General features: G+C 54.3%; 19 protein-coding genes. 5 read left to right on the top strand and 14 right to left on the bottom strand.

The genetic code is table 11. The features are described 5' to 3' along the window. Positions 1 to 8 precede the first annotated feature (8 nt). On the bottom strand, positions 9 to 251 hold the full coding sequence (locus NAC44_RS07665) for a hypothetical protein (RefSeq protein WP_250939760.1): 243 nt from the start codon (positions 249 to 251) through the stop codon (positions 9 to 11). Between NAC44_RS07665 and NAC44_RS07660 the strand changes: the two genes are divergently transcribed. Continuing rightward, positions 241 to 1,425 carry an MFS transporter gene (locus NAC44_RS07660; protein WP_250939758.1) on the top strand — a complete coding sequence of 395 codons (1,185 nt, stop codon included), beginning with the start codon at positions 241 to 243 and terminating at the stop codon, positions 1,423 to 1,425. The two genes, NAC44_RS07665 and NAC44_RS07660, sit on opposite strands and share 11 nt — an antisense overlap. A 93-nt stretch (positions 1,426 to 1,518) precedes the next feature. Then, a complete protein-coding gene (gene rpmG / locus NAC44_RS07655; protein ID WP_153436600.1) occupies positions 1,519 to 1,686 on the top strand; it encodes a 50S ribosomal protein L33 in 168 nt (55 codons plus the stop codon). A gap of 1,251 nt (positions 1,687 to 2,937) precedes the next feature. Here rpmG and NAC44_RS07650 read toward each other — a convergent pair. Together NAC44_RS07650 and NAC44_RS07645 are read right to left on the bottom strand one after the other, a co-directional pair. Further along, positions 2,938 to 4,311, bottom strand: coding sequence for a PleD family two-component system response regulator (locus NAC44_RS07650; protein ID WP_250939757.1), 1,374 nt, complete (start codon positions 4,309 to 4,311; stop codon positions 2,938 to 2,940). 11 nt (positions 4,312 to 4,322) lie between these two features. Next, entirely contained in the window at positions 4,323 to 4,694 is a 372-nt protein-coding gene (locus tag NAC44_RS07645) for a response regulator (RefSeq protein WP_250939754.1), read from the bottom strand. Between the two features lie 121 nt (positions 4,695 to 4,815). On the opposite strand from NAC44_RS07645, the gene NAC44_RS07640 reads away from it, so the two are divergent. Together NAC44_RS07640 and NAC44_RS07635 are read left to right on the top strand one after the other, a co-directional pair. Continuing rightward, a complete protein-coding gene (locus NAC44_RS07640) occupies positions 4,816 to 5,124 on the top strand; it encodes a DUF3572 domain-containing protein (RefSeq protein ID WP_250939752.1) in 309 nt (102 codons plus the stop codon). After that, entirely contained in the window at positions 5,124 to 5,789 is a 666-nt protein-coding gene (locus NAC44_RS07635; protein WP_250939750.1) for a hypothetical protein, read from the top strand. Before NAC44_RS07640 ends, NAC44_RS07635 begins: the two co-directional genes overlap by 1 nt. 80 nt (positions 5,790 to 5,869) lie before the next feature. Here the strand turns inward: NAC44_RS07635 and NAC44_RS07630 are convergent, their stop codons facing one another. Next, on the bottom strand, positions 5,870 to 6,145 hold the full coding sequence (locus tag NAC44_RS07630) for a hypothetical protein (RefSeq protein WP_250939748.1): 276 nt from the start codon (positions 6,143 to 6,145) through the stop codon (positions 5,870 to 5,872). An 80-nt stretch (positions 6,146 to 6,225) separates the two neighbouring features. Here NAC44_RS07630 and dnaE point away from each other — a divergent pair, with 80 nt between their 5' ends. Then, positions 6,226 to 9,711 carry a DNA polymerase III subunit alpha gene (gene dnaE / locus NAC44_RS07625; protein ID WP_250939746.1) on the top strand — a complete coding sequence of 1,162 codons (3,486 nt, stop codon included), beginning with the start codon at positions 6,226 to 6,228 and terminating at the stop codon, positions 9,709 to 9,711. A gap of 285 nt (positions 9,712 to 9,996) precedes the next feature. Here dnaE and NAC44_RS07620 read toward each other — a convergent pair whose 3' ends face one another. The 10 genes from NAC44_RS07620 to nuoN all read right to left on the bottom strand — a co-directional run bounded on the left by NAC44_RS07620 (position 9,997) and on the right by nuoN (position 21,718). After that, positions 9,997 to 11,226, bottom strand: a complete 1,230-nt coding sequence (locus tag NAC44_RS07620; RefSeq protein ID WP_274706817.1) for a L,D-transpeptidase family protein — start codon at positions 11,224 to 11,226, stop codon at positions 9,997 to 9,999. 163 nt (positions 11,227 to 11,389) lie between these two features. Continuing rightward, the gene (locus NAC44_RS07615) at positions 11,390 to 12,676 is read right to left on the bottom strand and encodes a DNA polymerase IV (RefSeq protein WP_250939744.1); all 1,287 of its coding nucleotides are present in this window, start codon (positions 12,674 to 12,676) and stop codon (positions 11,390 to 11,392) included. A gap of 217 nt (positions 12,677 to 12,893) precedes the next feature. Next, positions 12,894 to 13,583: an ABC transporter ATP-binding protein gene (locus tag NAC44_RS07610; protein WP_250939742.1), complete on the bottom strand. Its 690-nt coding sequence runs from the start codon at positions 13,581 to 13,583 to the stop codon at positions 12,894 to 12,896. Positions 13,584 to 13,599: 16 nt separating this feature from the next. After that, complete coding sequence (locus NAC44_RS07605) at positions 13,600 to 14,904, bottom strand: lipoprotein-releasing ABC transporter permease subunit (protein ID WP_250939740.1); 1,305 nt, start codon at positions 14,902 to 14,904, stop codon at positions 13,600 to 13,602. A 19-nt stretch (positions 14,905 to 14,923) separates the two neighbouring features. Beyond that, positions 14,924 to 16,246, bottom strand: a complete 1,323-nt coding sequence (proS, locus tag NAC44_RS07600; protein WP_250939739.1) for a proline--tRNA ligase — start codon at positions 16,244 to 16,246, stop codon at positions 14,924 to 14,926. A 719-nt stretch (positions 16,247 to 16,965) separates the two neighbouring features. After that, on the bottom strand, positions 16,966 to 17,241 hold the full coding sequence (locus NAC44_RS07595) for a DUF1467 family protein (RefSeq protein ID WP_250939737.1): 276 nt from the start codon (positions 17,239 to 17,241) through the stop codon (positions 16,966 to 16,968). An 88-nt stretch (positions 17,242 to 17,329) separates the two neighbouring features. Then, positions 17,330 to 17,755 (bottom strand): methylmalonyl-CoA epimerase, encoded by a 426-nt coding sequence (gene mce / locus NAC44_RS07590; RefSeq protein WP_250939735.1) that lies wholly within the window; start codon positions 17,753 to 17,755, stop codon positions 17,330 to 17,332. Between the two features lie 75 nt (positions 17,756 to 17,830). Further along, a complete protein-coding gene (locus NAC44_RS07585; protein WP_250939733.1) occupies positions 17,831 to 19,498 on the bottom strand; it encodes a ribonuclease J in 1,668 nt (555 codons plus the stop codon). Further along, positions 19,495 to 20,277: a biotin--[acetyl-CoA-carboxylase] ligase gene (locus NAC44_RS07580; RefSeq protein WP_250939731.1), complete on the bottom strand. Its 783-nt coding sequence runs from the start codon at positions 20,275 to 20,277 to the stop codon at positions 19,495 to 19,497. The genes NAC44_RS07585 and NAC44_RS07580 overlap by 4 nt, the downstream gene beginning before the upstream one ends. Position 20,278: 1 nt before the next feature. After that, on the bottom strand, positions 20,279 to 21,718 hold the full coding sequence (nuoN, locus tag NAC44_RS07575; RefSeq protein ID WP_250939729.1) for an NADH-quinone oxidoreductase subunit NuoN: 1,440 nt from the start codon (positions 21,716 to 21,718) through the stop codon (positions 20,279 to 20,281). Positions 21,719 to 21,726: the final 8 nt, after the last annotated feature.

The raw sequence follows: 21,726 nt of genomic DNA, 5'->3' as shown, positions 1-21,726 counted from the left end.
TGTCAGGTTCACATTGAACCAGCCAGACTCTCGATTTCTTTGTTTTCGTTTGTCTTGATCTGGAAAACCGGTTCCCACTTTTCCCTGACAAACTCTAAAGCAATGGTCTTGGCGCATCGGGTGAAAAACCGGTAAGCACTCTTTCGCCAGATACTCCAATTCCATTCTTTCGCCAGCAACATATGGTCTGGCGGGCGGCTGGAACGCAGTAACGCCGCAATGACGCTACAAGGATGGCCGATGGCAGACATGAAAGAGACCGCAAACCAGCACCGCGAGGACATTCACTGGCCATCGCTGATTGCGGCCATATCGTCCATTTCCGCCGTTGGTATCGCCATCGGGCTTGGTCTGCCGCTGCTCAGCACCATTCTGGAAAAACGAGGCATTCCCTCGACCCTGATCGGGCTCAACTCCGCCATGGCCGGCGTTGCCGCCATGCTGGCAGCACCGATCACCACGAAGCTTGCCCATTCCTTTGGCGTGGCGCAAACGATGATCTGGGCCACTGTGTTTGCTGCCCTGAGCGCGCTTGGATTCTATTATGCCGAAGCATTCTGGATGTGGTTTCCGCTGCGGGTCGCTTTTCACGGCACGACGACGACGCTCTTTATCCTCTCGGAATTCTGGATCAATGCCGCGGCGCCCCCATCCCGCCGGGGGCTGGTGCTCGGCATTTACGCCACCGTACTCTCGGTCGGCTTTGCCGCCGGTCCGCTCTTGTTTTCGCTGGTGGGCAGCGAAGGCATCCTGCCCTTTATCATCGGCGCAGTGGCGATCCTCGTTGCCGCTATTCCCGTCTATATCGCCCGCAATGAAAGCCCGGCGATGAATGAAAAGCCGGAAATGCATTTTCTGCGCTATATCTTTCTCGTTCCGACGGCCACCGTGGCAGTCTTCGTCTTTGGCGCGGTGGAAGTGGGTGGATTGTCGCTGCTGCCGATCTATGCCATGCGCACGGGCTTCAGCGAGGACAATGCTGCTCTGCTGCTGACTGTGATGGGGGTTGGCAACATGGTGTTCCAGATCCCGCTCGGTCTTATCTCCGATAGAATGAAAGACCGGCGCATTCTACTGGCGCTTCTGGCTTTTATCGGTCTCTGCGGTTCTGCCGCCCTGCCGGTTTTGTCGCATAGCTGGTATGCCATGGCCATCGTCCTTTTGTTCTGGGGCGGTTGCGTTTCCGGCCTGTATACGGTTGGCCTCAGCCATCTCGGTTCGCGACTCACCGGCTCCGATCTCGCCGCCGCCAATGCCGCCTTCGTTTTTTGTTATGCTATGGGCACCGTTGCTGGTCCGCAGGTGGTTGGTGCCTCCATCGATATGGCCGGCACGGCGGGTTTTGCCTGGTCAATCGCCGGTTTCTTCTCGCTTTATGTGGTGCTTTCCGTCGTCAGGTTGTTTTTCCCGGCCTGGCGGGCTTGACTTTTTGCTGGCGATTTGTAGTTTCCCGCCAGATTTGCTGTGGGCCTCTCCGGGCGTCCACGGCTCGTTTATTGTTTAAAAGGCAGGACGACCATGGCTAAGGCTACAACGATCAAGATCAAGCTTCTGTCGACGGCCGATACGGGTTTCTTCTACGTCACGACGAAAAACAGCCGTACGATGACGGAAAAGATGACAAAGACCAAGTACGACCCGATCGCAAAGAAGCATGTCGAGTTCAAGGAAACCAAGATCAAGTAATCTTGGTTTTCAGACACAGCATCAAAACGCGCTTCAAGGCGCGTTTTTTTGTATCAGCGGTCTGCCAGAGAATTTTCAGCACCTTCAATCTGCCAGATCAACAGGTGACGCTCGCAATTGCTTTTTTGACACATCCGGTCAACGAAAAGTGGTCAACACTTTTTCACCTGATACTATATCCTTATAGGATCTCTAGAGCAGTTCCCGGAAAAGTGTGAAACGGTTTTCCGGGACAATGCTAATCTGTTGCGTCTCTTTGCCCTCAACACAGCGACAAGCAATGAGCAACAAAAGCAGAGATAACGCTGCTCACAATCTATGAAATTGAAGAGAGATGGTCAGCAGATCCTTGATCTACCAGAATAGGGGGTCGGCGGGCATGCAATAACGGCACGAGGAACCGCAAGACATCGCATGCCTGCCGACCGACCCCACGACCCAGGAGATGCGGCGGACCTGAGCACCATGGGGTATTCTTTAGCCCTTGCGGGAACGTATCTGATATGTACCAAATTTGCTCATATATTGAAAAAAAGCAACACTTTCTTAACTGTCGCATTTTTTCATCAATGTTATGGTTAAAATTCTTATCGTGTATATATCAAATTTACAAGCTAAAATTGATTACTCACTCGCTTCATTTGCTCTTACCAGGCATTATAATTGCATATTTAATTTTCACTAATAAATAAATAGACATTATTTTCAAACTGCATTTCTTTTTATCTAATATAAATTGGCTAAAGCTCCCTTTTAACCACCATTATACCCTATATATGTAGGGATTTTAGTGCGTCACGCGCAGAAAAACCCATACACCTATCAACGGTACACGCGGCACCGAAGACCATTATAACGTCTACGCCCTTTTTTCTTCGATCCGACGCTCTACTGCATAATTTTCACCTTAAATCGGGTGAGATTTAAGGTGAAAATTATGCAGTCGATGAAAAGTGTTACAGCCACCTTTGTGCGCCATGTTTGGCGCACGGCGCTGTAAGTCTTTGTTTATAAGGCATGTCGCGTTTCATTATCCTCAATGAAACGATAATATTGCGACAAAATCAGAGATGGAGCCTGTTAAACTGGATCCGGTTCACTGCGACAGGCTTTTAAAAATTTCCGTGCATACGGCTGAAAACCGTAAACTGCTTTAGGTGATTTACGACAATCCAACTCGTTTCAAGACGTGAATATCGCTGCAATTTCGTGTTCGTATGTTATAAATCGGATCGGGCTTATTGTTCAAACTCATGCAGCAGCAGAGACCACTCGATTTCGTCCCTCTTTCTTTGCCTGATAAAGCGCCTGATCTGCCTGACGGAGCAATTGTTCCTGAGACAAACTGTTCTCATCGGTAACTGTGGCAATTCCGATCGAGGCTGTCATCGGCAAACGCTTTCCAGACGACAAAAGAAAAGGGTCCTGCTCTATGATTTCCCGCAAGCGCTCGGCCACTTTTCCTGCCACCTCGGCCTGTGTGTCCGGCATCACCACAACAAATTCTTCACCACCGTAGCGGCAGGCCAGATCGGCACCACGCACAGCAGAACGAATGCGTGCAGCAAATTCTCGCAGGACCTCATCACCCACATCATGTCCGTGCAGATCATTGACCTGCTTGAACCGGTCGATATCAATCAGGCATACGGAGAGCGGACGTTTACGGGTTCTTGCTCTTTGTAGCAAAATCTCCAGATGGCGATCGAGATACCGCCGGTTACTCAGCCCGGTCAGGCTGTCGGTCACGGCCATTTCAATCGTGTGCTCAACCGTACTGCGCAAGCGATCATGGTAGCGTTTCCGCCGGATCTGGGTCATGGAGCGGGCTAACAGTTCATTCGGCTCCACAGGTCGCATGATGTAATCATTCACACCGAGATCCAGCGCCCTAGCAATCACCTGTTCCTCGCCGGCCTCAGCCATCATCAACACCGGTATGAAGCGGGTGCGCTCGACAGAGCGAAGCTGCGAGCAGAGCCGCAAGGGGTCATAATCCTGCAGGGCCGCGTTGACGACCACCAGATCATAATTGGCTTCAGCCGCCTCGAAGAGTGCAGCCTGCGCATCCGACAAGGTCTTGACCTCAGCGATCGGCTTCAGGATCTTGACGATCCTTTCCTGCGAACTTGCCCGGCTATCGACGAGCAGCACCTGCGCTGCCTCTTCAAAACCAGTATCAGCACGTCCGGAGAGGGTTTCCATGCCGATGCGACGTGCGGCCTCATCATGCAGACGCAGTTCATCACTGATGGTCTTCAGCCGTACCAGACTTCTGACCCGCGCCAGCAACTGGAAATCATTGACTGGCTTGGTCAGAAAATCATCCGCTCCCGCACGCAGGCCCCTGACCCGGTCCGAAGGCTGATCAAGCGCCGTCACCATCACAATCGGAATATGCGCAGTGCGCGGATTGCTTTTCAATCGCTCACAAACGTCAAAACCGTCCATACCCGGCATCATGATATCGAGCAGGATGACATCCACCTGGGTACGAGCACACAGATCCAGTGCCGTATACCCGTCATAGGCAGTCAAAACGTCGAAATATTCCGCCAGCAGACGTGCTTCCAGCAATTTGACATTGGCCGGAACATCATCCACGACCAAAATACGGGCTGTCATGCGTTTTCTCCTTACGCATCTCCCAGATAGGTCCGGATTGTTTCAAGAAATTTAGGAACGGAAATCGGCTTGGAAACATAAGCCTCGCAACCACCCTGACGGATCCGTTCCTCATCTCCTTTCATGGCAAAAGCCGTGACCGCAATCACCGGAATAACATGAAGTTCACTATCCTGCTTGAGCCATTTCGTCACTTCAAGGCCAGAGACTTCCGGAAGCTGGATATCCATCAAGATAAGATCAGGCTGATATGTGCGGGCAAGATCAAGAGCCTCCATCCCGTTGCGGGTCTGGATGGTTCTGTAACCCGAAGCCTCGATCAGGTCACGAAAGAGCTTCATGTTGAGTTCATTATCTTCAACGATCATGACCGTCTTGGGCATTTTCAATCCTTGCCTTCCCCTCCCCCATGGTGGAAGAGAGAAGTAACATACGTAAAGATTCATTCTTTTGCGGACGCCATTTTACCATGACTTGGTTGAGAAAAAGGTAATTCGTGACACAATGCGAGACAAGCCTTCGATAAAATCCATAAGCCCTGAAGCAGCAGAAACCCTTGCGATCAAATTGCTGAGGTGGCTGGTGACGGAACCCGATCTGCTGGGCCGGTTTCTATCACTGACCGGTGTGGAGCCGACCGAGGTGCGCCAAGCCATCAAAGATCCGGATTTTCTGGCAGGGCTGCTTGATTTCATCATGCAGCATGAGCCGGATCTGATGGCGTTTTGCTCCGGCACAGCGACAAAGCCGGAAGATGTTGCGGCCGCCTGGCGGCATTTCGTCAAACCCGGCCTTGAGTCGGGAGACTATTGATGGTTGAAAACGCGGCCCTGCACGCTATCACGCTGTCGCAGCGACCTCTGCTGGTATGCGATATCGACGACGTCGTTCTGGAATTTCTGCGACCGTTTGAAGTTTATCTGCAGCAGCTCGGGCACAGGCTGGCGCCAAATTCCTTCCGACTTCATGGCAACATCCTGTGCCAGACAAGTCAACAGCCACTTGCCGATCAGCAGGTGAGCGAGATCATTCTCGAATTTTTCAATCGGCAGGAGGAGTGGCAAACCGTTTTCAGCACAGCTCAAGACAGTTTGCAGATCATTTCAGAACGAGCCGATATTGTCTTTCTGACATCGATGCCGACGCAATTTTATCCGCAACGCCGCCGGCTGCTGGATCGTCTGGGATTGCCCTATCCGCTTCTGGCAAGCGAAGAACCGAAAGGGCCAATCGTCAAGGCGCTGCATCGCGCTCGCTCCTTACCTACCGCCTTTGTCGACGACATGGCTCACAATCTCCATTCCGTTGGTGAGCACATGCCGGACTGCCTGCTGGTGCAGCTCGGTCCGAAATTCGAAATCCACCGCCATGCGCCACCGCCACCGGCAAACGTCATCTGCACCAGTGACTGGACTGAAGCCAGTCATCATGTTCTGGCGCATTTTGACCGGCATGATCTGCCACCCGAAGCGCTCTAACTCTTTGTTTCTATGCAATTCAATGCACATAATCATATTACGGTTTTTCTGGAAATGCTCTAGCCTCCCGCCCAATAAGACTATAGGAGACTGACGCCATCAATCTCGTTTTGTTCTTTTTTGTTGACGATCGTACAAAAATAGAACAAAATAAAAACATAAAGAGATTGGAGAGGCAGATGAGTGAAATTTTGCATGACATCGCGGCATTCGTCTCGATTGCTGTTTTTATTGCCAGCCTGTCGCTGATGGCGCTTGCCTTCTGAAACGTGGATAAAGCCAATAGACAAGGTCTTATGGTGGACAGCGCGCTGCCAGCCTGAAACAATCAGGGAACGATACGAGTCCGTTTGCATCGAAATTACGCTCCAGGGTCATAAGCCCGGGTATGGAGCATGAGCGGACTCTTTTTCTTCAGGATGGAAAGGGCAAGTGAATGGCTGATCAGATCGGGCAGCACAGTTCTCAGTCAGAAGGTCCTGGCTTTGTTCATTTGCGGTTGCATTCCGCCTATTCCTTGCTGGAAGGCGCCTTGCCGCTGAAAAAGGTGCTGTCAAAGGCGATGGCCGATGCCCAGCCAGCCATTGCCATCACGGATACGAACAATCTTTTCGTCGCGCTTGAATTCTCCCAAAAAGCGCTGGGAGAAGGCTTGCAGCCGATTATCGGCTGTCAATTGTCTATCAATATGGACGAGACACCAGAGGAAAAGCGCGGTCAGGCGGCTTTACAGAAATTTCCCGCGATTGTTCTTCTGGCGGCGGATGCCGGTGGCTATGAACGTCTGGTCGATCTCGTCAGTCGCGCCTATCTCGGGGGGGAGAGCGATCAGGCCGTTCATATCAACCTCGCATGGCTTGAAGAAACAGGAACGGATGGGTTGATCGCCTTGACGGGTGGCGCGGGCGGCCCGGTCGATATGGCGCTGCAGGAAGGGCATGCTTCCGTTGCAAAATCCAGACTTGAGGCGCTGAAGTCCCTTTTCGGTGACCGGCTTTATGTCGAATTGCAGCGGCATCAAGGCTATGATCGTGCCCATGAGAGCCGGATGCTCGCATTGGCCTATGCGCTTGATGTGCCGATCGTGGCGACAAACGAAGCCTTCTTTCCCTCCAGAGACGATTATGATGCTCATGATGCATTGATGGCGGTGGCGCATAACGCGATCGTCTCCGATGACCGGCGCTTTCGGCTGACGCCGGATCATTACCTGAAAAGCCGCGCCGAAATGCAGGCCCTGTTTCACGATTTGCCGGAAGCACTGGCCAATACGGTGGAGATTGCCACGCGCTGCTCCTTCATTCTCGATACGCGAAAACCGATCCTGCCGCGGTTTACCGGCGGCAGCGACGATCCGGAAGAAGCGGAGCGTGCGGAAGCCTCAGAACTGCGCCGACAGGCGGTCGAAGGTCTGGATATGCGGCTCGGAACCCTTGGCATGGCGCCGGGTTTTGTCGAAAAGGATTATCGCGAGCGGCTGGATTTCGAGCTTTCCGTCATCGAAAGGATGAAATTTCCAGGCTACTTCCTGATCGTGTCCGACTTCATCAAATGGGCCAAGGAGCATGATATTCCGGTGGGTCCGGGGCGCGGTTCGGGTGCAGGCTCGCTGGTTGCCTATGCCTTGACGATCACCGATGTCGATCCTCTCCGATTTTCCCTGCTGTTCGAGCGCTTTCTCAATCCTGAACGCGTGTCGATGCCAGACTTCGATATCGACTTCTGTCAGGATCGACGGGAAGAGGTGATCCGCTACGTTCAGCGCAAATATGGCCGCGAGCAGGTGGCGCAGATCATCACCTTCGGGTCGCTGCAGGCACGTGCGGCCCTGCGCGATGTCGGGCGCGTCCTGGAAATGCCCTATGGTCAGGTCGACAAGATCTGCAAGCTGGTGCCGAACAATCCGGCCAATCCGACGCCTCTCTCAAAAGCAATCGAAGAAGAGCCCAAGCTTCAGGAAGAGGCGGAAAAGGAGCCAGTTGTCGCCCGGCTGCTCGACATTGCCCAGAAGATCGAGGGGCTCTATCGCCATGCTTCCACTCATGCCGCCGGGATTGTGATCGGCGACCGGCCCCTGTCGAAACTGGTGCCGATGTATCGCGATCCGCGGTCGGACATGCCGGTCACCCAGTTCAACATGAAATGGGTCGAACAGGCCGGACTGGTCAAGTTCGACTTTCTCGGGCTGAAAACCCTGACCGTTTTGAAGACGGCGGTGGATTTCTGCAAGCTGCGTAATATCGACATCAACCTGTCTGCCATACCGCTGGATGACACCAGGACCTATGAGATGCTGTCGCGCGGCGAAACGGTCGGAGTGTTCCAGGTGGAAAGTGCCGGGATGCGCAAGGCGCTGATCGGCATGAAGCCGGACTGTATCGAGGACATTATTGCGCTGGTTGCGCTTTATCGCCCCGGCCCTATGGAAAATATTCCGGTCTATAACGCGCGAAAGCATGGCGAGGAGGAGATCGAATCGATCCATCCGACGATCGACCACCTGCTGAAGGAGACGCAGGGCGTTATCGTTTATCAGGAACAGGTCATGCAGATTGCCCAGGTTCTGTCCGGCTATTCGCTCGGAGAGGCCGATCTGCTGCGCCGCGCCATGGGTAAGAAGATCAAGGAGGAGATGGACAAGCAGAGGGCGCGTTTTGTTGACGGCGCCATCAAGAATGGCGTGAGCAAACAGCAGGCCGATAACATTTTCGACCTTCTGGCCAAGTTCGCCAATTACGGCTTCAACAAGTCCCATGCCGCTGCCTATGCCATCGTCTCCTATCAGACGGCCTATATGAAGGCGCATTTCCCGGTCGAATTTCTGGCGGCATCCATGACGCTCGACATGTCCAATACGGAAAAGCTAGTGGACTTCCGCCAGGATGCCGCACGTCTTGGCATTGACGTCGTTCCGCCCTCGGTTCAGACATCCTTCCGTCATTTCCAGACAGGGCCTCAGCGCATCTATTATTCTCTTGCCGCCCTGAAAGGGGTTGGCGAAGCCGCCGTCGATCATATCGTTGCCGTGCGGGGTGAGCAGCCATTTGCCGATCTCGAAGATTTCTGTCTGCGGATCGACCCGAAACATATCAACAGGCGGGTGTTTGAAAGCCTGATTTCGGCGGGTGCCTTCGATTGTTTCGGCCATGACCGGGCGCAACTGATTGCCGGCCTTGACCGGATCATCGGCTATGCGCAAAGGGCGCAGGAAAACAAGACAAGCGGTCAGTCAGACATGTTCGGTTCCGGCGGGGCCACCGGGCCTGAGCGTATTTCCTTGCCCGCCTATACACCTTGGCTATCGTCGGAAAAACTGATGCGCGAGTTTCAGGTGCTCGGCTTTTATCTGTCGGCCCATCCGCTCGACACCTATCGCGCCATGCTTGAAAAAATGCGGGTGCAGAATTTTGCCGATTTTTCCGCCGCGGTGAAGCAGGGCGCAACGGCGGGGCGACTGGCCGGAACCGTCATCTCAAAACAGGAGCGCAAAACCCGGACCGGCAACAAGATGGGCATTGTCACCTTTTCCGACGCCTCTGGCCAGTATGAGGCAGTGCTGTTTTCCGAAGGACTCAACCAGTATCGCGATCTTCTGGAAGCGGGCAATTCGCTGTTGCTGACGGTAGCGGCGGAAGAACGTCCCGAAGGCATTGGTCTGCGAATTCAGACCGCACAATCACTTGAAGAAAAATCCCTGCAGATGCAGAAGGCATTGCGGGTTTTCCTGCGCGACAGCGGACCGCTGCGGCATCTGGCTGGCCATTTGAATGCCCGAGGCGATTGCCTTGTCTCCTTCATCGTCATCAAGGAAGAAGGTCGCCGGGAGATTGAGGTTGAACTGCAGCAACGCTATCGCATCACATCGGAAGTGGCAGCCGCCATGCGCTCGGCTCCGGGTGTCATTGATGTGGAACTGGTGTAAGCACGTCCTTCTCATCATTCCTGCTGCATAACGCCTTAAACTGGAATCGATTTAAGGCGTTATGCAAAAAGCTTACTGCATAATTCCTTAAATCGAGTGAGATTTAAGGTGAAAATTATGCAGCAGATTAAAAGTGTTACAGCGGCCTTTGTGCGCCATATTTGGCGCACGGCGCTGTAAAATGTTCCAGCATTTCATGTGCCCTTGATCAAACGCATATAGCTGTAAAGCATGTTGCGTTTCCTCGTTCGCAAGATAAGGCAACATGGTGTTTGGCTTCGGTATTCAGTTTTTTGCATCACCCGGCAGAAGAATGGTGAAGTCTGTTCCCACGCCCGTTTCCTTGCCATAGCCCTGATCGGTGATGATCAGGCTTGTGCCCTCACCCATTTTTTTTTCAATCCGGCTGCGGATCTCAGGCGGAATGGTCATGCGGTCAAGGTCAGCGGTCAGCCCGTCGCGCTTCGTCTCTGCCACCTTGACGATGCTTTTGCCGGACATGGCAGCATCAGCTGGCTCCAGTGTCACCGCATGCCATTGGACCTCACCCTGCTCAGGATTCATCTTCGTGGCTTCAAGAAAATATGTGCCGAGCGGTTGATCGGGATAGTCGATTGTGATCGGCGCATCGAAAAGCGGCTTGAAATTTTCTCTGACAAATATCTGCCCGGCTGGTGGCAGCTCTTGCCCGGCAGCACCATAAAGGCTTTTGACGAACGCCTCAGACAGCATGGGCCCGCTTAGGGGAAGTTTTTTCCAGCGCTTGAACCCGAGAATCGCATCACGTGTCATCGATCCGGCAATGCCGTCCACGCCGCCTGTATCAAATCCCATGGAGAGGAGCAGTGCCTGAATATCCTTCAGCTTTTCCTTTTCACCACGCAAAGTGATCAAGATACTGATGGCCTTGCGCTCCTCATCCGCTGTTTCCGGCGCCGTCATGGCAGAATGGGGAACGTCAAGCATCGCCACTTCAACGATCCCGCTCCGCAAGGGCCAGTTTGCCCCGCGCAGCTTGAGGTCAGCGAACAATTCGGTTCTATCGCGTTGGGGCGTAAACAGATTGGCATGGGAAAAGGCATAGGGCTTTTCTTCCTGCCCGGTGATCAGAACATGGGCTCCAAGCTCAGTCAGATCATAAAGCTTGCGAGCAAAGGCAGCAGGCAGGCGCACGCAACCATGCGAAGCGGGATAGTTGGGCACACTGCTGGCCTCATGCAGGGCAAAACCTGACCATGTGATGCGCTGCATCCAAGGCATGGGCGCATTGGAATAGAGGTTGGATTCGTGATATTCCTGCTTTTCGATGACGGAAAATATCCCTGATGGCGTTAGATGGCCCTCTTTACCGGTAGAAACGCGGGATGAGGCAATCATCGTGTCGCCCTGATAAACCGCCAAAGACTGGTTTTTCTTAGAAACGATGATTTGCAGGTCGGACGCACCGCTTGCCTGAGCCTCTGGCGCCACAGCCAAAAGGCATATCAACACAGTGGCCAATGAAGTGCGAACCATAAACTAGCCTCAAAACTCAATACAAATTCAACGCCGTCCGCTTTACGAAACGCAATCAAATGAGGACAGGCCTGCCCTCTGCCTCATCTTGATCGGATAACCCTGCGTCAAAATGAAACGAAGTGTTTAAGGAGAGCTTTACAAGCTTTGTTCTGTAACAGTTTTATGATTTTCTACCCGTGAAGGTAAAACCGGTTTCCACCATTCCCTTGCCGAATTTATCGCGCAACCTGTCCATAGCGGCTTCGGCCTTCGCGCGGCGTTCAGCATCCGGATCGACAAGATCAGGCGGATCGGCACGGGTCAGATCGGCAAAATCGCTGACCCCAATCCCCAGCAGCCGGAATTTCGTGCCATCGACTTCCTTTTCCAGCAATTGCAGGCCGGTTCGAAAAATCCTGTCGGCCAGGCGTGTCGGATCGTCTAGGCGGCGATTGCGCGTTCTCAGTTTAAAATCGGCTGTCTTCAGCTTCAAAACGACGGTATGGCCGGCAAGGCCTTGTTTTTTCAGTCGCCATGCCACTTTTTCAGACATTTTGCGCAAAACAGGCACGAGGCTGTCCATGCCGGAGAGATCGTCATTGAAGGTGGTTTCGGCCGACACGCTGCGGGCCGGGTCATTGGTATGAACCTCCCGCGTATCCATGCCGTGCGCCAGATGATAAAGACGCTGGCCCATGCTGCCATAGCGCCGCATCAGATCGCTTTCATCCATGGTTTGCAACTGGCCGATCGTGGTAATCCCATCGCGTGCCAGCGTGGTGGCAAAGGCCTTGCCGACACCCCAGATCATCGTCACGGGCCTGGGTTTTAAAAATTCCAACGCTTCTGCCTGACCGATCACGGAAAAACCGCGCGGCTTGTTCAGATCCGAGGCGACTTTTGCAAGAAATTTACAATAGGAGAGCCCAACAGACAGGGTGATGCCGATTTCCGCTTCTACCCGCTTGACCAGTTTTGCCAGAACCAGCGCGGGTGGAGCGTGATGCAGCTTTTCCGTGCCAGCCAATTGCAGAAAGGCTTCATCGATCGAAAGCGGCTGCACGAGGGGCGTCAGTTCTTCCATCATGGCGCGGACCTGCCGCCCGACCATGCTGTATTTCTCCATATTCGGCTTGATCACCACGGCATCAGGACAGGCCTCGAGCGCCTTGAACATCGGCATGGCTGAACGGACGCCATGGATACGGGCGATGTAACAGGCCGTGGAGACGACGCCCCGCTTGCCACCGCCGATGATGACCGGCTTATCGATCAGTTCGGGATTGTCACGCTTTTCCACCGAGGCGTAAAAGGCATCACAATCGATATGAGCAAGCGAAAGCTGAAACACTTCCGGATGACAGACCAGACGCGGGCTGCCACAGCGCTGACAACGCCGCTCTTCGCCCGACTGTACGGACAGACAATCACGGCAAAAGCCCGATCGGGACTGCGTTGCGTTCGACATGGCGCCATCACGCTATCTGGAACAGAATGTGAACACACTGATTAAGCACAATTTCGTCAGCACGCAAGCTCTCACGCTGACTGATCCCCTGCAAAAAGCAAAAGCATGGAGGCCACAGCATGCCGCGTTCTTGTCCGTTTTCGCGAACCTGCTTTCAGTCTGCGTTTTGCCGCAACCCCGTCATCGCATGACTGAGGGCAATGAACCGCACTCTTCTTCAGATTTTCATGTCGATCACTTTGCCATCGGCAATCGTGACGCATCGGTCCATGCGATGGGCAAGATCATGGTTATGCGTGGCGATGAGCGCCGCCAGACCCGACTGGCGCACCAGTGCTTCGAGCGCGGAAAAGACATAGGCTGCCGTCTCCGGATCGAGATTGCCGGTCGGTTCATCGGCCAGCAGCAGCAAGGGGGCGTTGGCGACAGCGCGGGCTATCGCGACACGCTGCTGCTCACCACCGGAGAGTTCGGCAGGACGATGGTCGCCCCGATGGCCGATGCGCATATAGTCCAGCAGAGCCTTGGCCCGCTTTTTCGCCTCAGGAATGGTGAGACCGGCAATCATCTGGGGCATCATGATGTTTTCCAGTGCGGAAAACTCCGGCAGAAGATGATGAAACTGGTAGACAAAACCGATGCTGGAGCGACGGATTGTCGTACGTCCCTCATCCGAAAGGCTCGAGCAGCTCGTGCCGCCAATCAGAACATCTCCTTCTGTCGGACGCTCCAGAAGGCCAGCAATATGCAAAAGCGTCGACTTGCCTGTGCCCGATGGAGCAACAAGGGCGACGGTTTCACCTTCATACAGCTTCAGACCGGCATTCTTGAGAATGGAGAGGGCAGAATCACCCGAACCATAAAGACGCGAGACGGATGCAAGTTCGAGAACAGGCTTTTTTGCCATGCTGCTCCGGTCCTTATTATTCATATCGAAGGGCCTGCACGGGATCGAGGCGTGCGGCGCGCCAGGCAGGGAAAATTGTCGCCAGGAAAGACAGCGTCAGGGACATGATCACCACCGATACGGTTTCACCGAAACTCATATCCGCCGGCAATTTGCTGAGGAAATAAAGCTGCGGATCGAAGAGAACCGTGCCCGAGACCCAGGAAAAGAACTCCCGGATCGACTCGATGTTGAGGCAGACGATCACCCCGAGGAAAACCCCGGCAAGTGTACCGGCAATGCCAATGGCTGCCCCGGTCATGAAAAAGATCCGCAAAACCGAGCCCGATGTCGCGCCCATGGTCTTGAGAATGGCAATATCGCTGCCCTTGTCTTTCACCAGCATGATCAGGCCGGAAATAATGTTCAGCGCCGCCACGAGAACGATCAGCGTCAGGATCATGAACATCACATTACGCTCCACCTGAAGGGCGGAGAAGAAGGTCTGGTTGCGGCTCTGCCAGTCGGTGATGAACACCTGCCGTCCGGCCGCCTCTTCAACCTTCGGCTTCAGGCTATCGACATCATCCGGATTGGTAACGAAGAGCTCAATCGACTGCACAAGACCATCGGCATTGAAATAGAGCTGCGCTTCCTTGAGCGGCATGAAGATGATTGAGGAATCATATTCCGACATGCCGATCTCGAAAATGCCTGAGACCTTGTAGGACTTGACCCGCGGATTGACACCCATCGGCGTGACATCGCCCTCCGGCGACACCAGGGTAATGCTGTCGCCAACCTTCAATCCCAGATCATTGGCCATGCGCGAGCCGATCAGAACGCCCTCGCCCGCATCGAAACCGTCCATATTGCCGGCCTTGATATGTTTCGAGACTTCCGTGAGCTTCATCAGGTCTTCAGCTCGGATGCCGCGCACCAATGCACCGGTTCCAGCACCGGCCTTGCCGGACGCCAGCGTTTGGCCCTCCACAAGCGGCAGAGCCAGCGTGACACCCGGAATGGCAGAGAACTTTTTCGCCAGTTCATCGTAATCGGTAAACGGCCGATCGATCGGCTGCACGATCATATGACCGTTGATGCCCAGAATGCGGTTGATCAGTTCGGTGCGGAAACCGTTCATCACCGCCATGACGATAATCAAAGTCGCCACGCCAAGCATGATACCGATAAAGGAAAATCCAGCGATCACCGAAATGACGGCTTCCTTGCGCCGCGCCCGGAGATAACGCCAGGCCACCATGCGCTCGAATGCCGAAAAGGGTTTAGCGGATGCCAGCAATGCGGCCTCTGCCGCCGGGGCGCTTCCGGAACTGCTCAATCTTGCCTCCTGCCGGGCTTCAACCGGCAAAGCGGTTGAGTGCGGCCTCGATGGTCATGGTTTCCCGTGCGCCGGTCTTGCGCTGCTTGACCTCAACCTCGCCAGCCGCCACGGAACGGGGACCGACAATGATCTGGTAAGGAATACCGATCAGATCGGCCATGGCGAATTTCGTCCCGGCGCGGTCATCGGTATCGTCAAGCAGGACATCTTTCCCGGCCTTGCTCAGCGAGGTGTAGAGTGTCTCACACGCATTGTCGCAGGCACCATCCCCAGCCTTCATGTTGATGATGACGGCATCGAAAGGCGCAACCGATTCCGGCCAGACGATACCATTTTCGTCATGGGAGGCTTCGATAATGGCGGGAACAAGGCGGGTCGGCCCAATTCCGTAAGACCCCATGTGGACAAGATGTTCCTTACCATCCGGGCCTTGCACCTTCGCCCCCATGGGCTCGGAATATTTCGTGCCGAAATAGAAGATATGACCAACTTCGATGCCGCGGGCAGAAATCTGTGCGTCCTCAGGCATGGCGGCATAAGCGGCCTCGTCATGCATTTCCGATGTGGCGGCATAATCGGCAGTCCACTCGTCAAAAATAGCCTGCATGGCGGCGACATCGTCAAAATTGACATCGACTGGCGGGACCGCACGTTCCAGAAAGCTCTTGTGGCAGAAGACTTCCGATTCACCCGTATCGGCCAGAATGATGAATTCATGGCTGTGATTGCCACCGATAGGGCCGGTATCGGCACGCATGGGAATGGCGCGCAGGCCAAGCCGGTCAAAGGTGCGCAGATAGGCGGCAAACATCTTGTTATAGGAGTGGACGGCCTCATCCTTGGTCAGATCGAAGGAATAGGCATCCTTCATCATGAATTCGCGCGAGCGCATCGTGCCAAACCGCGGACGGATTTCGTCTCTGAACTTGAGCTGGATATGATAGAGGTTGAGCGGCAGGCTCTTATAGGATTTGACATAGGAACGGAAAATATCCGTGACCATTTCCTCATTGGTCGGGCCATAGAGCATTGGACGGTCCTGCCGGTCGCGAATGCGCAGCATTTCCTTGCCGTAGGCGTCATAGCGACCGCTTTCCTGCCACAATTCTGCCGATTGCAGCGTCGGCATCGAAAGCTCGATGGCACCTGCCCGGTTCTGCTCTTCACGAATGATGCCGTTCACCTTGTCGAGAACCCGCTTGCCAAGCGGCAGCCAGGAATAAATCCCCTGCGATTGCTGGCGGATCATGCCGCTGCGCAGCATCAGCCTATGGGAAACGATCTCCGCTTCCTTGGGGTTTTCCTTCAAGATGGGCATGAAATAGCGTGAGAGACGCATACCGGTTTCCATTGATACGGTTGACGCCGACGGGCGGAATCAAACCTCTATTCCTTTGTTCTTCACGCCTTCTAGCGGTTTCGCACAGAGAAGAAAACCCGGCTTTCCCGCATATTACGCCCCTCACGGGCTTGTTCACCATAGTTTCATCAATCAAAGGCAATGATCTGGCGCCACACGCCTGCTATCCGGCGCGATGACACGCACAATACACATCCCATAAGTGCGATGCTCAATGTCTTCCCATAAATTATCACGGGTTTTTCCCGCTTTGACCGGATCAAAACCGAAACGTAAGGCATATTTTACATTTTCTGAAAACCGTCGCAAAATTGCAAAAAATTTGATGACAAAGCGAGAATCTTGGTCTAGTTTGAGCCTATAAAACAGGCAGGAAGATTAAATTTCTGCCGCAATCGCGGAAAGTCTTGGGAGGATCAGATCTTAGGCGCGCTCTGTCGCTGCCCCTTAATTGGTGAAAGATCACGCGAAACTACACTGAACAAGGCCTTCGGGCCTTGTTTTTTTTTATTTGGGATAGCGTATCCCCCAGATCATAAAGAAAACGAAGGCAATCTTGGCTGTAAATCCAAAGCGGGTTACGGATTATCAATCCTCAGTCAACACGCTTTGCGTCTTTGTTCTATAACTGTGCGTTGTTGTTTCATTGTGAGCAACGAAACGCGGCCAAATTTCTATGCTGTTTTAATGCACCTGCTTCAATTGTAATGAAGATCGGGCATGAATTGCGGGATATCGGCAAAACTGAACCCGAACAGGAATGACAAGGCTTCACAACCGGCCAAAATCGCGGCAGATACCAGACTTGTCGCAATCACCACTTTCAACAGCGAAAACCGGGCCGGGGCGCTACTCACCGTTCCCGGAACGACCATGTTCTCTTCCTCCTGCGTGCGGACACCGAACGGCAGTACGGCAAAGAGAGTGATCCACCACATGACGAAGTAGATCGCAGCGTAAGATATCCAGGGCATGTCCACCTCCTCCACAGAGTATCCACCGCGAGGCGTTACGACCGGATCTTGGCCCGAGCCCACACTTTTCCTGTTTCAGCAAATCCTATCACATATTTTCCGCTGACGGCGGCACTTCCTCAAGCTCGATCAGGGTGCCCTGGAAATCCTTGGGATGCAGGAACAGCACCGGATTGCCATGAGCGCCGATTTTAGGCTCACCATTGCCAAGCACACGTGCGCCCATGGCAGTTAGCCGGTCACGCGCGTCAACCAAGTCTTCCACGTCATAACAGATATGGTGAAGACCTCCCGATGGGTTCCGCTCCAGAAAGGCAGCAATGGGTGATGCTTCACCATAGGGCTCTAAAAGCTCGATCCTGGTGTTTGGTGCATCGACAAACACCACCGTAACCCCATGCTCCGGCAAAACCTGCGGTGCAGAGACGCTGGCCCTGAAGCCATCACGATAGGCTTTTACCGCAGCTGCAAGATCCGGCACGGCAATGGCAATATGGTTGACCCGTCCGAGCAATGAAAACCTCCCTGTTTCAGCACCCGTTGTCAGGCTGCCGTGTCAAAGAACGCGGCAGCCTCCATCATGATAAGCTTATACCTTGTGAACGAAAACCGTCACCACAGGTTTTTTGCCCCAGCATTCATTGGCTGTTGAGCGCACGGCGCGGCGAATGCTTTCCTTCAGACCAGAAAGATCCTTGCGCCTTGCGCGCGGAATGCTTTCAACAGCGCTCAACACCGCGTCATAGAGGATATCCTCCATCGCATCGCCTTCGGCGTCTTCAGCAGGAAGCCCCTTTGCCACGATCTCCGGATCTTCGCGGAAGTCGTAACGCTCATCAAGCAGCACACTCACCGAAACATGACCGACAAAGGCCAGCTTGCGCCGCTCACCGATGCCCATTTCATCGAAATCGCCCAGCAGCTTGCCATCCTTGAAAATCCGGCCATGCGGTGCTTCATCAATCACCTCTGCCGGGCCGGGCGCAAGCCGCAGCACCTCGCCATTGCGAAGCCGCGGCACTTCGGCAATCCCGGCCTGCAGCGCCAGTTCTCGCTGAGCTGTCAGATGGGCCGCCTCACCATGGACCGGAACCAGAATCTTCGGGCGCGTCCATTCATACATCTTCAGCAGTTCATGGCGGCGTGGATGACCAGAGACATGCACCAGCGCCTCACTATCGGTCACGATCCTGACACCCTGTTCGATCAGGCCGTTCTTGATGTCGTTGATGGCTTTTTCGTTGCCGGGAATGGTGCGCGAGGAAAACACAACCGTATCCCCTTGCGTCAGCGCCACATGACGCATTTCATCGCGTGACAGCTTGGCCAGCGCCGCCCTCGCCTCGCCCTGGCTTCCGGTCAGGATCACCACAATCCGGTCGCGCGGGATATAGCCATATTCGTCCTCGGCAACAAAGGGCTTAAGGCCCTGCATCAGACCGATATCATCGGCAACAGCCACGACCCGTTTCAATGAACTGCCAAGCAGCAGAACATCGCGACCTGCCGCCTCTGCGGCTTGGGCAATCGAGCGGATACGCCCGACATTGGAGGAGAAAGTGGTGATGGCCACCCGACCTTCCGCCGACTCGATAATCTGCTTCAGCCCTTCCGACACGGAGATTTCCGAAGGAGAAACACCATCGCGCATGGAATTGGTGCTATCGCACATCAGCGCCAGCACACCTTCCTCTCCCAGCGCCCGGAACCTTGCCTCATCGGTCAGCGGACCGAGAGAGGGTTCCATGTCGATCTTCCAGTCACCGGTATGGATCGCCGTGCCCAGCGGTGTGCGAATGACCAGAGACATCGGTTCCGGGATCGAGTGATTGACACCGACAGCCTCGACGACGAAGGGTCCGGCATAAACCTTGTCGCCCGGCTTGAAGGATGTGATCGGAATATTGGCACGACTGCCTTCATAATCCCGCTTGGCTTCCAGCATGCCTGCGGTAAAGGCGGATGCATAGACCGGCACGTTCAGTCCCGGCCAGAGATCGTTCAACCCGCCATAATGATCTTCATGGGCATGGGTGATGAAAATCCCTTTGAGATTTTTCTTTTCGGCAATCACATAGCGAATATCTGGTAAAACCAGATCGACGCCGGGCAGATCCGGTCCCGGAAAGGTCACACCACAATCCACCATGATCCATTCGCGACGCTTGGCCGGCCCGTAACCGTAAAGCGCCAGATTCATCCCGATTTCACCGACGCCGCCGAGCGGCAGAAACACAAATTCGTCCTGTTTTGTCATTCTATCCTTGGCCCATCCGGCTCGAAAAACACATCACCGGCCGCAACAGCCATGACGCCCAACGAGCCTCTGTCGAGCAATAAGTAACCCTGCTCATCGATACCGGAAAAAATGCCGGAAATCGATTTGTCGGGAAAATTTACCTTGATCATTTCTCCAATACCACAGGCATGGTCACGCCATCGTGCAACCACACGGGCAATACCGCGCCCCGCATCCCATTCCGCCAAAACGTCAGCCATGGTGCGAAACAGATGCGCAAACACCTCTTGCGGCCCCAATGCGCATCCATGCTCTGACAAACAAGCGGTCCTATAGGGTGTTCCTACCGGTTTGTCGGCAATGTTAATCCCGATACCGAGGACGACAGCCTGACGTCCGTCAGCGAGCCTCTCAGCCTCCACCAGAATACCGGAGGTTTTCGCTCGCCCGATCAGAACATCGTTCGGCCATTTGATTTCCAGAGAAGGGCCACCTGGGGGCAAGACAGCGGCCACAGCGTCACGAACAGCAAGTGCCGCCGCCAAAGGAAGAGACCCCACATCCGAAACCGGCGCGGGGTCCAATAACAGCAGTGAAGCGTAAAGATTACCCGGTTCCGACGCCCAGGCACGACCGCGCCGCCCTCTTCCACCAGTCTGACGTGTCGCCGTAATCCACAAATGACCGGGATCACCGTCTCGAGCGCGCAATAAACAGCGTTGATTGGTCGAATCGACCTCAGACAAAGCTTCATGGCGGAAGGCGTCAACCGCCTTCCGTGATGTCAGCAACCCCATCTCAGTGGAACAGGGTCTGGGCTGCCGCACTTGCGGCGCTGCCGATCGGACCGCCAATAAAATTGTAAGCAATCACAAACAATCCGGACAGACCGAAGACAAAACGCAAGACACCAGAGGCACCGGCAAGTTCGATCTTCGCTTCATCGAACCACATCACCTTGACGACCCGCAGGTAGTAATAGGCCCCGATAACCGAAGACAACATGCCAATGATGGCAAGAGCGTTGAGATGCGCCTCGATGGCGGCAACAAAGACGAAATACTTCCCCCAGAAGCCAGCAAGCGGCGGAATACCGGCCAGCGAGAACATCAAGGCGGTCAGAACAAGCGACATAAAGGGACGGGTCTGAGAAAGACCGGCCAGATCGTCGATCGATTCCAGCGCTTCGTCCTTGTCATTGCGCATGGCCATGATGCAGGCAAATGTGCCAAGATTCATCACGAGATAAATCAGCATGTAGAGAAGAACGCCCTCTACCCCAGTCTTTGTACCAGCGGCCAGACCAACAAGTGCATAGCCCATATGACCGATGGAAGAATAAGCCATAAGACGCTTGATGTTGCGCTGACCAATGGCCGCAACGGACCCCAGAAGCATGGAAGCAATCGAGATGAACACGACAACCTGCTGCCAGTCAAAAGTGACCGGGTGGAAGGCCGCTGTCACGATACGCACGAAGATGGCCATGGCACCGACTTTGGGAGCAGCTGCCAGAAAGGCCGTCACGGGCGTGGGTGCCCCTTCATAGACATCCGGTGTCCACATGTGGAATGGAACGGCGGAAATCTTGAACGCCAGACCAGCCAGCACAAACACCAGGCCAAAAACGAGACCCAGATTGATGCTGCCAGAACCAAGAACGCTGGCGATACGGTCAAATTCAACATTGCCAGTAAAGCCGTAGACCAGAGACATGCCATAGAGCAGCATACCGGACGACAAGGCACCCAGAACAAAATATTTCAGGCCTGCCTCGGTCGATTTGACGTTGTCGCGATTGATAGCGGCAATGACATAAAGCGCCAGAGATTGAAGTTCGAGCGACAGATACAGCGAGATCAGGCTGTTGGCCGAAATCATCAGCATGATGCCGAGAGTGGCCAAAACCAGAAGAACCGGGAACTCGAACTTGTCGAGATTGTTCTTCTTCGCCTGCCCAGCCGCCATGATCATGGCAAAGACCGAGCCAATCAGCGCCAACACCTTCATGAACCGGCCAAAACCATCGGCGATATAAGCACCGCCGAAAGCCTGACCATCCGTTCCATTGGTGACAAGCAAGCCGCCCGCCACGATCAGCAGGGCTACAGCCAGCCCGTTGACCAGAGATGCGCGGCCCGTGAACACGCCAATCATCAGCAAAACCAGCGCACCCACGGCCAGAAGCAATTCCGGTGCAATGAGATGCAGGCTTGCAAGGAGGATTTCAGCAGTCATATCAAAGC

It is taken from the genome of Allorhizobium sonneratiae (assembly GCF_023700755.1).
In the GTDB taxonomy this organism is placed as follows: Bacteria; Pseudomonadota; Alphaproteobacteria; order Rhizobiales; family Rhizobiaceae; genus Allorhizobium; species Allorhizobium sonneratiae.
Note: the sequence above shows the minus strand (reverse complement) of the source record. Positions and strands in the feature narration are given on the sequence as shown.

Coding starts and splice junctions, on each gene's coding strand:
- NAC44_RS07660 (WP_250939758.1), top strand. CDS start 241: ATGGCAGACATGAAAGAGACCGCAAACCAGCACCGCGAGGACATTCAC.
- NAC44_RS07665 (WP_250939760.1), bottom strand. CDS start 251: ATGTCTGCCATCGGCCATCCTTGTAGCGTCATTGCGGCGTTACTGCGT.
- rpmG (WP_153436600.1), top strand. CDS start 1,519: ATGGCTAAGGCTACAACGATCAAGATCAAGCTTCTGTCGACGGCCGAT.
- NAC44_RS07650 (WP_250939757.1), bottom strand. CDS start 4,311: ATGACAGCCCGTATTTTGGTCGTGGATGATGTTCCGGCCAATGTCAAA.
- NAC44_RS07645 (WP_250939754.1), bottom strand. CDS start 4,694: ATGCCCAAGACGGTCATGATCGTTGAAGATAATGAACTCAACATGAAG.
- NAC44_RS07640 (WP_250939752.1), top strand. CDS start 4,816: ATGCGAGACAAGCCTTCGATAAAATCCATAAGCCCTGAAGCAGCAGAA.
- NAC44_RS07635 (WP_250939750.1), top strand. CDS start 5,124: ATGGTTGAAAACGCGGCCCTGCACGCTATCACGCTGTCGCAGCGACCT.
- NAC44_RS07630 (WP_250939748.1), bottom strand. CDS start 6,145: ATGCAAACGGACTCGTATCGTTCCCTGATTGTTTCAGGCTGGCAGCGC.
- dnaE (WP_250939746.1), top strand. CDS start 6,226: ATGGCTGATCAGATCGGGCAGCACAGTTCTCAGTCAGAAGGTCCTGGC.
- NAC44_RS07620 (WP_274706817.1), bottom strand. CDS start 11,226: ATGGTTCGCACTTCATTGGCCACTGTGTTGATATGCCTTTTGGCTGTG.
- NAC44_RS07615 (WP_250939744.1), bottom strand. CDS start 12,676: ATGTCGAACGCAACGCAGTCCCGATCGGGCTTTTGCCGTGATTGTCTG.
- NAC44_RS07610 (WP_250939742.1), bottom strand. CDS start 13,583: ATGGCAAAAAAGCCTGTTCTCGAACTTGCATCCGTCTCGCGTCTTTAT.
- proS (WP_250939739.1), bottom strand. CDS start 16,246: ATGCGTCTCTCACGCTATTTCATGCCCATCTTGAAGGAAAACCCCAAG.
- NAC44_RS07595 (WP_250939737.1), bottom strand. CDS start 17,241: ATGCCCTGGATATCTTACGCTGCGATCTACTTCGTCATGTGGTGGATC.
- NAC44_RS07585 (WP_250939733.1), bottom strand. CDS start 19,498: ATGACAAAACAGGACGAATTTGTGTTTCTGCCGCTCGGCGGCGTCGGT.
- NAC44_RS07580 (WP_250939731.1), bottom strand. CDS start 20,277: ATGGGGTTGCTGACATCACGGAAGGCGGTTGACGCCTTCCGCCATGAA.
- nuoN (WP_250939729.1), bottom strand. CDS start 21,718: ATGACTGCTGAAATCCTCCTTGCAAGCCTGCATCTCATTGCACCGGAA.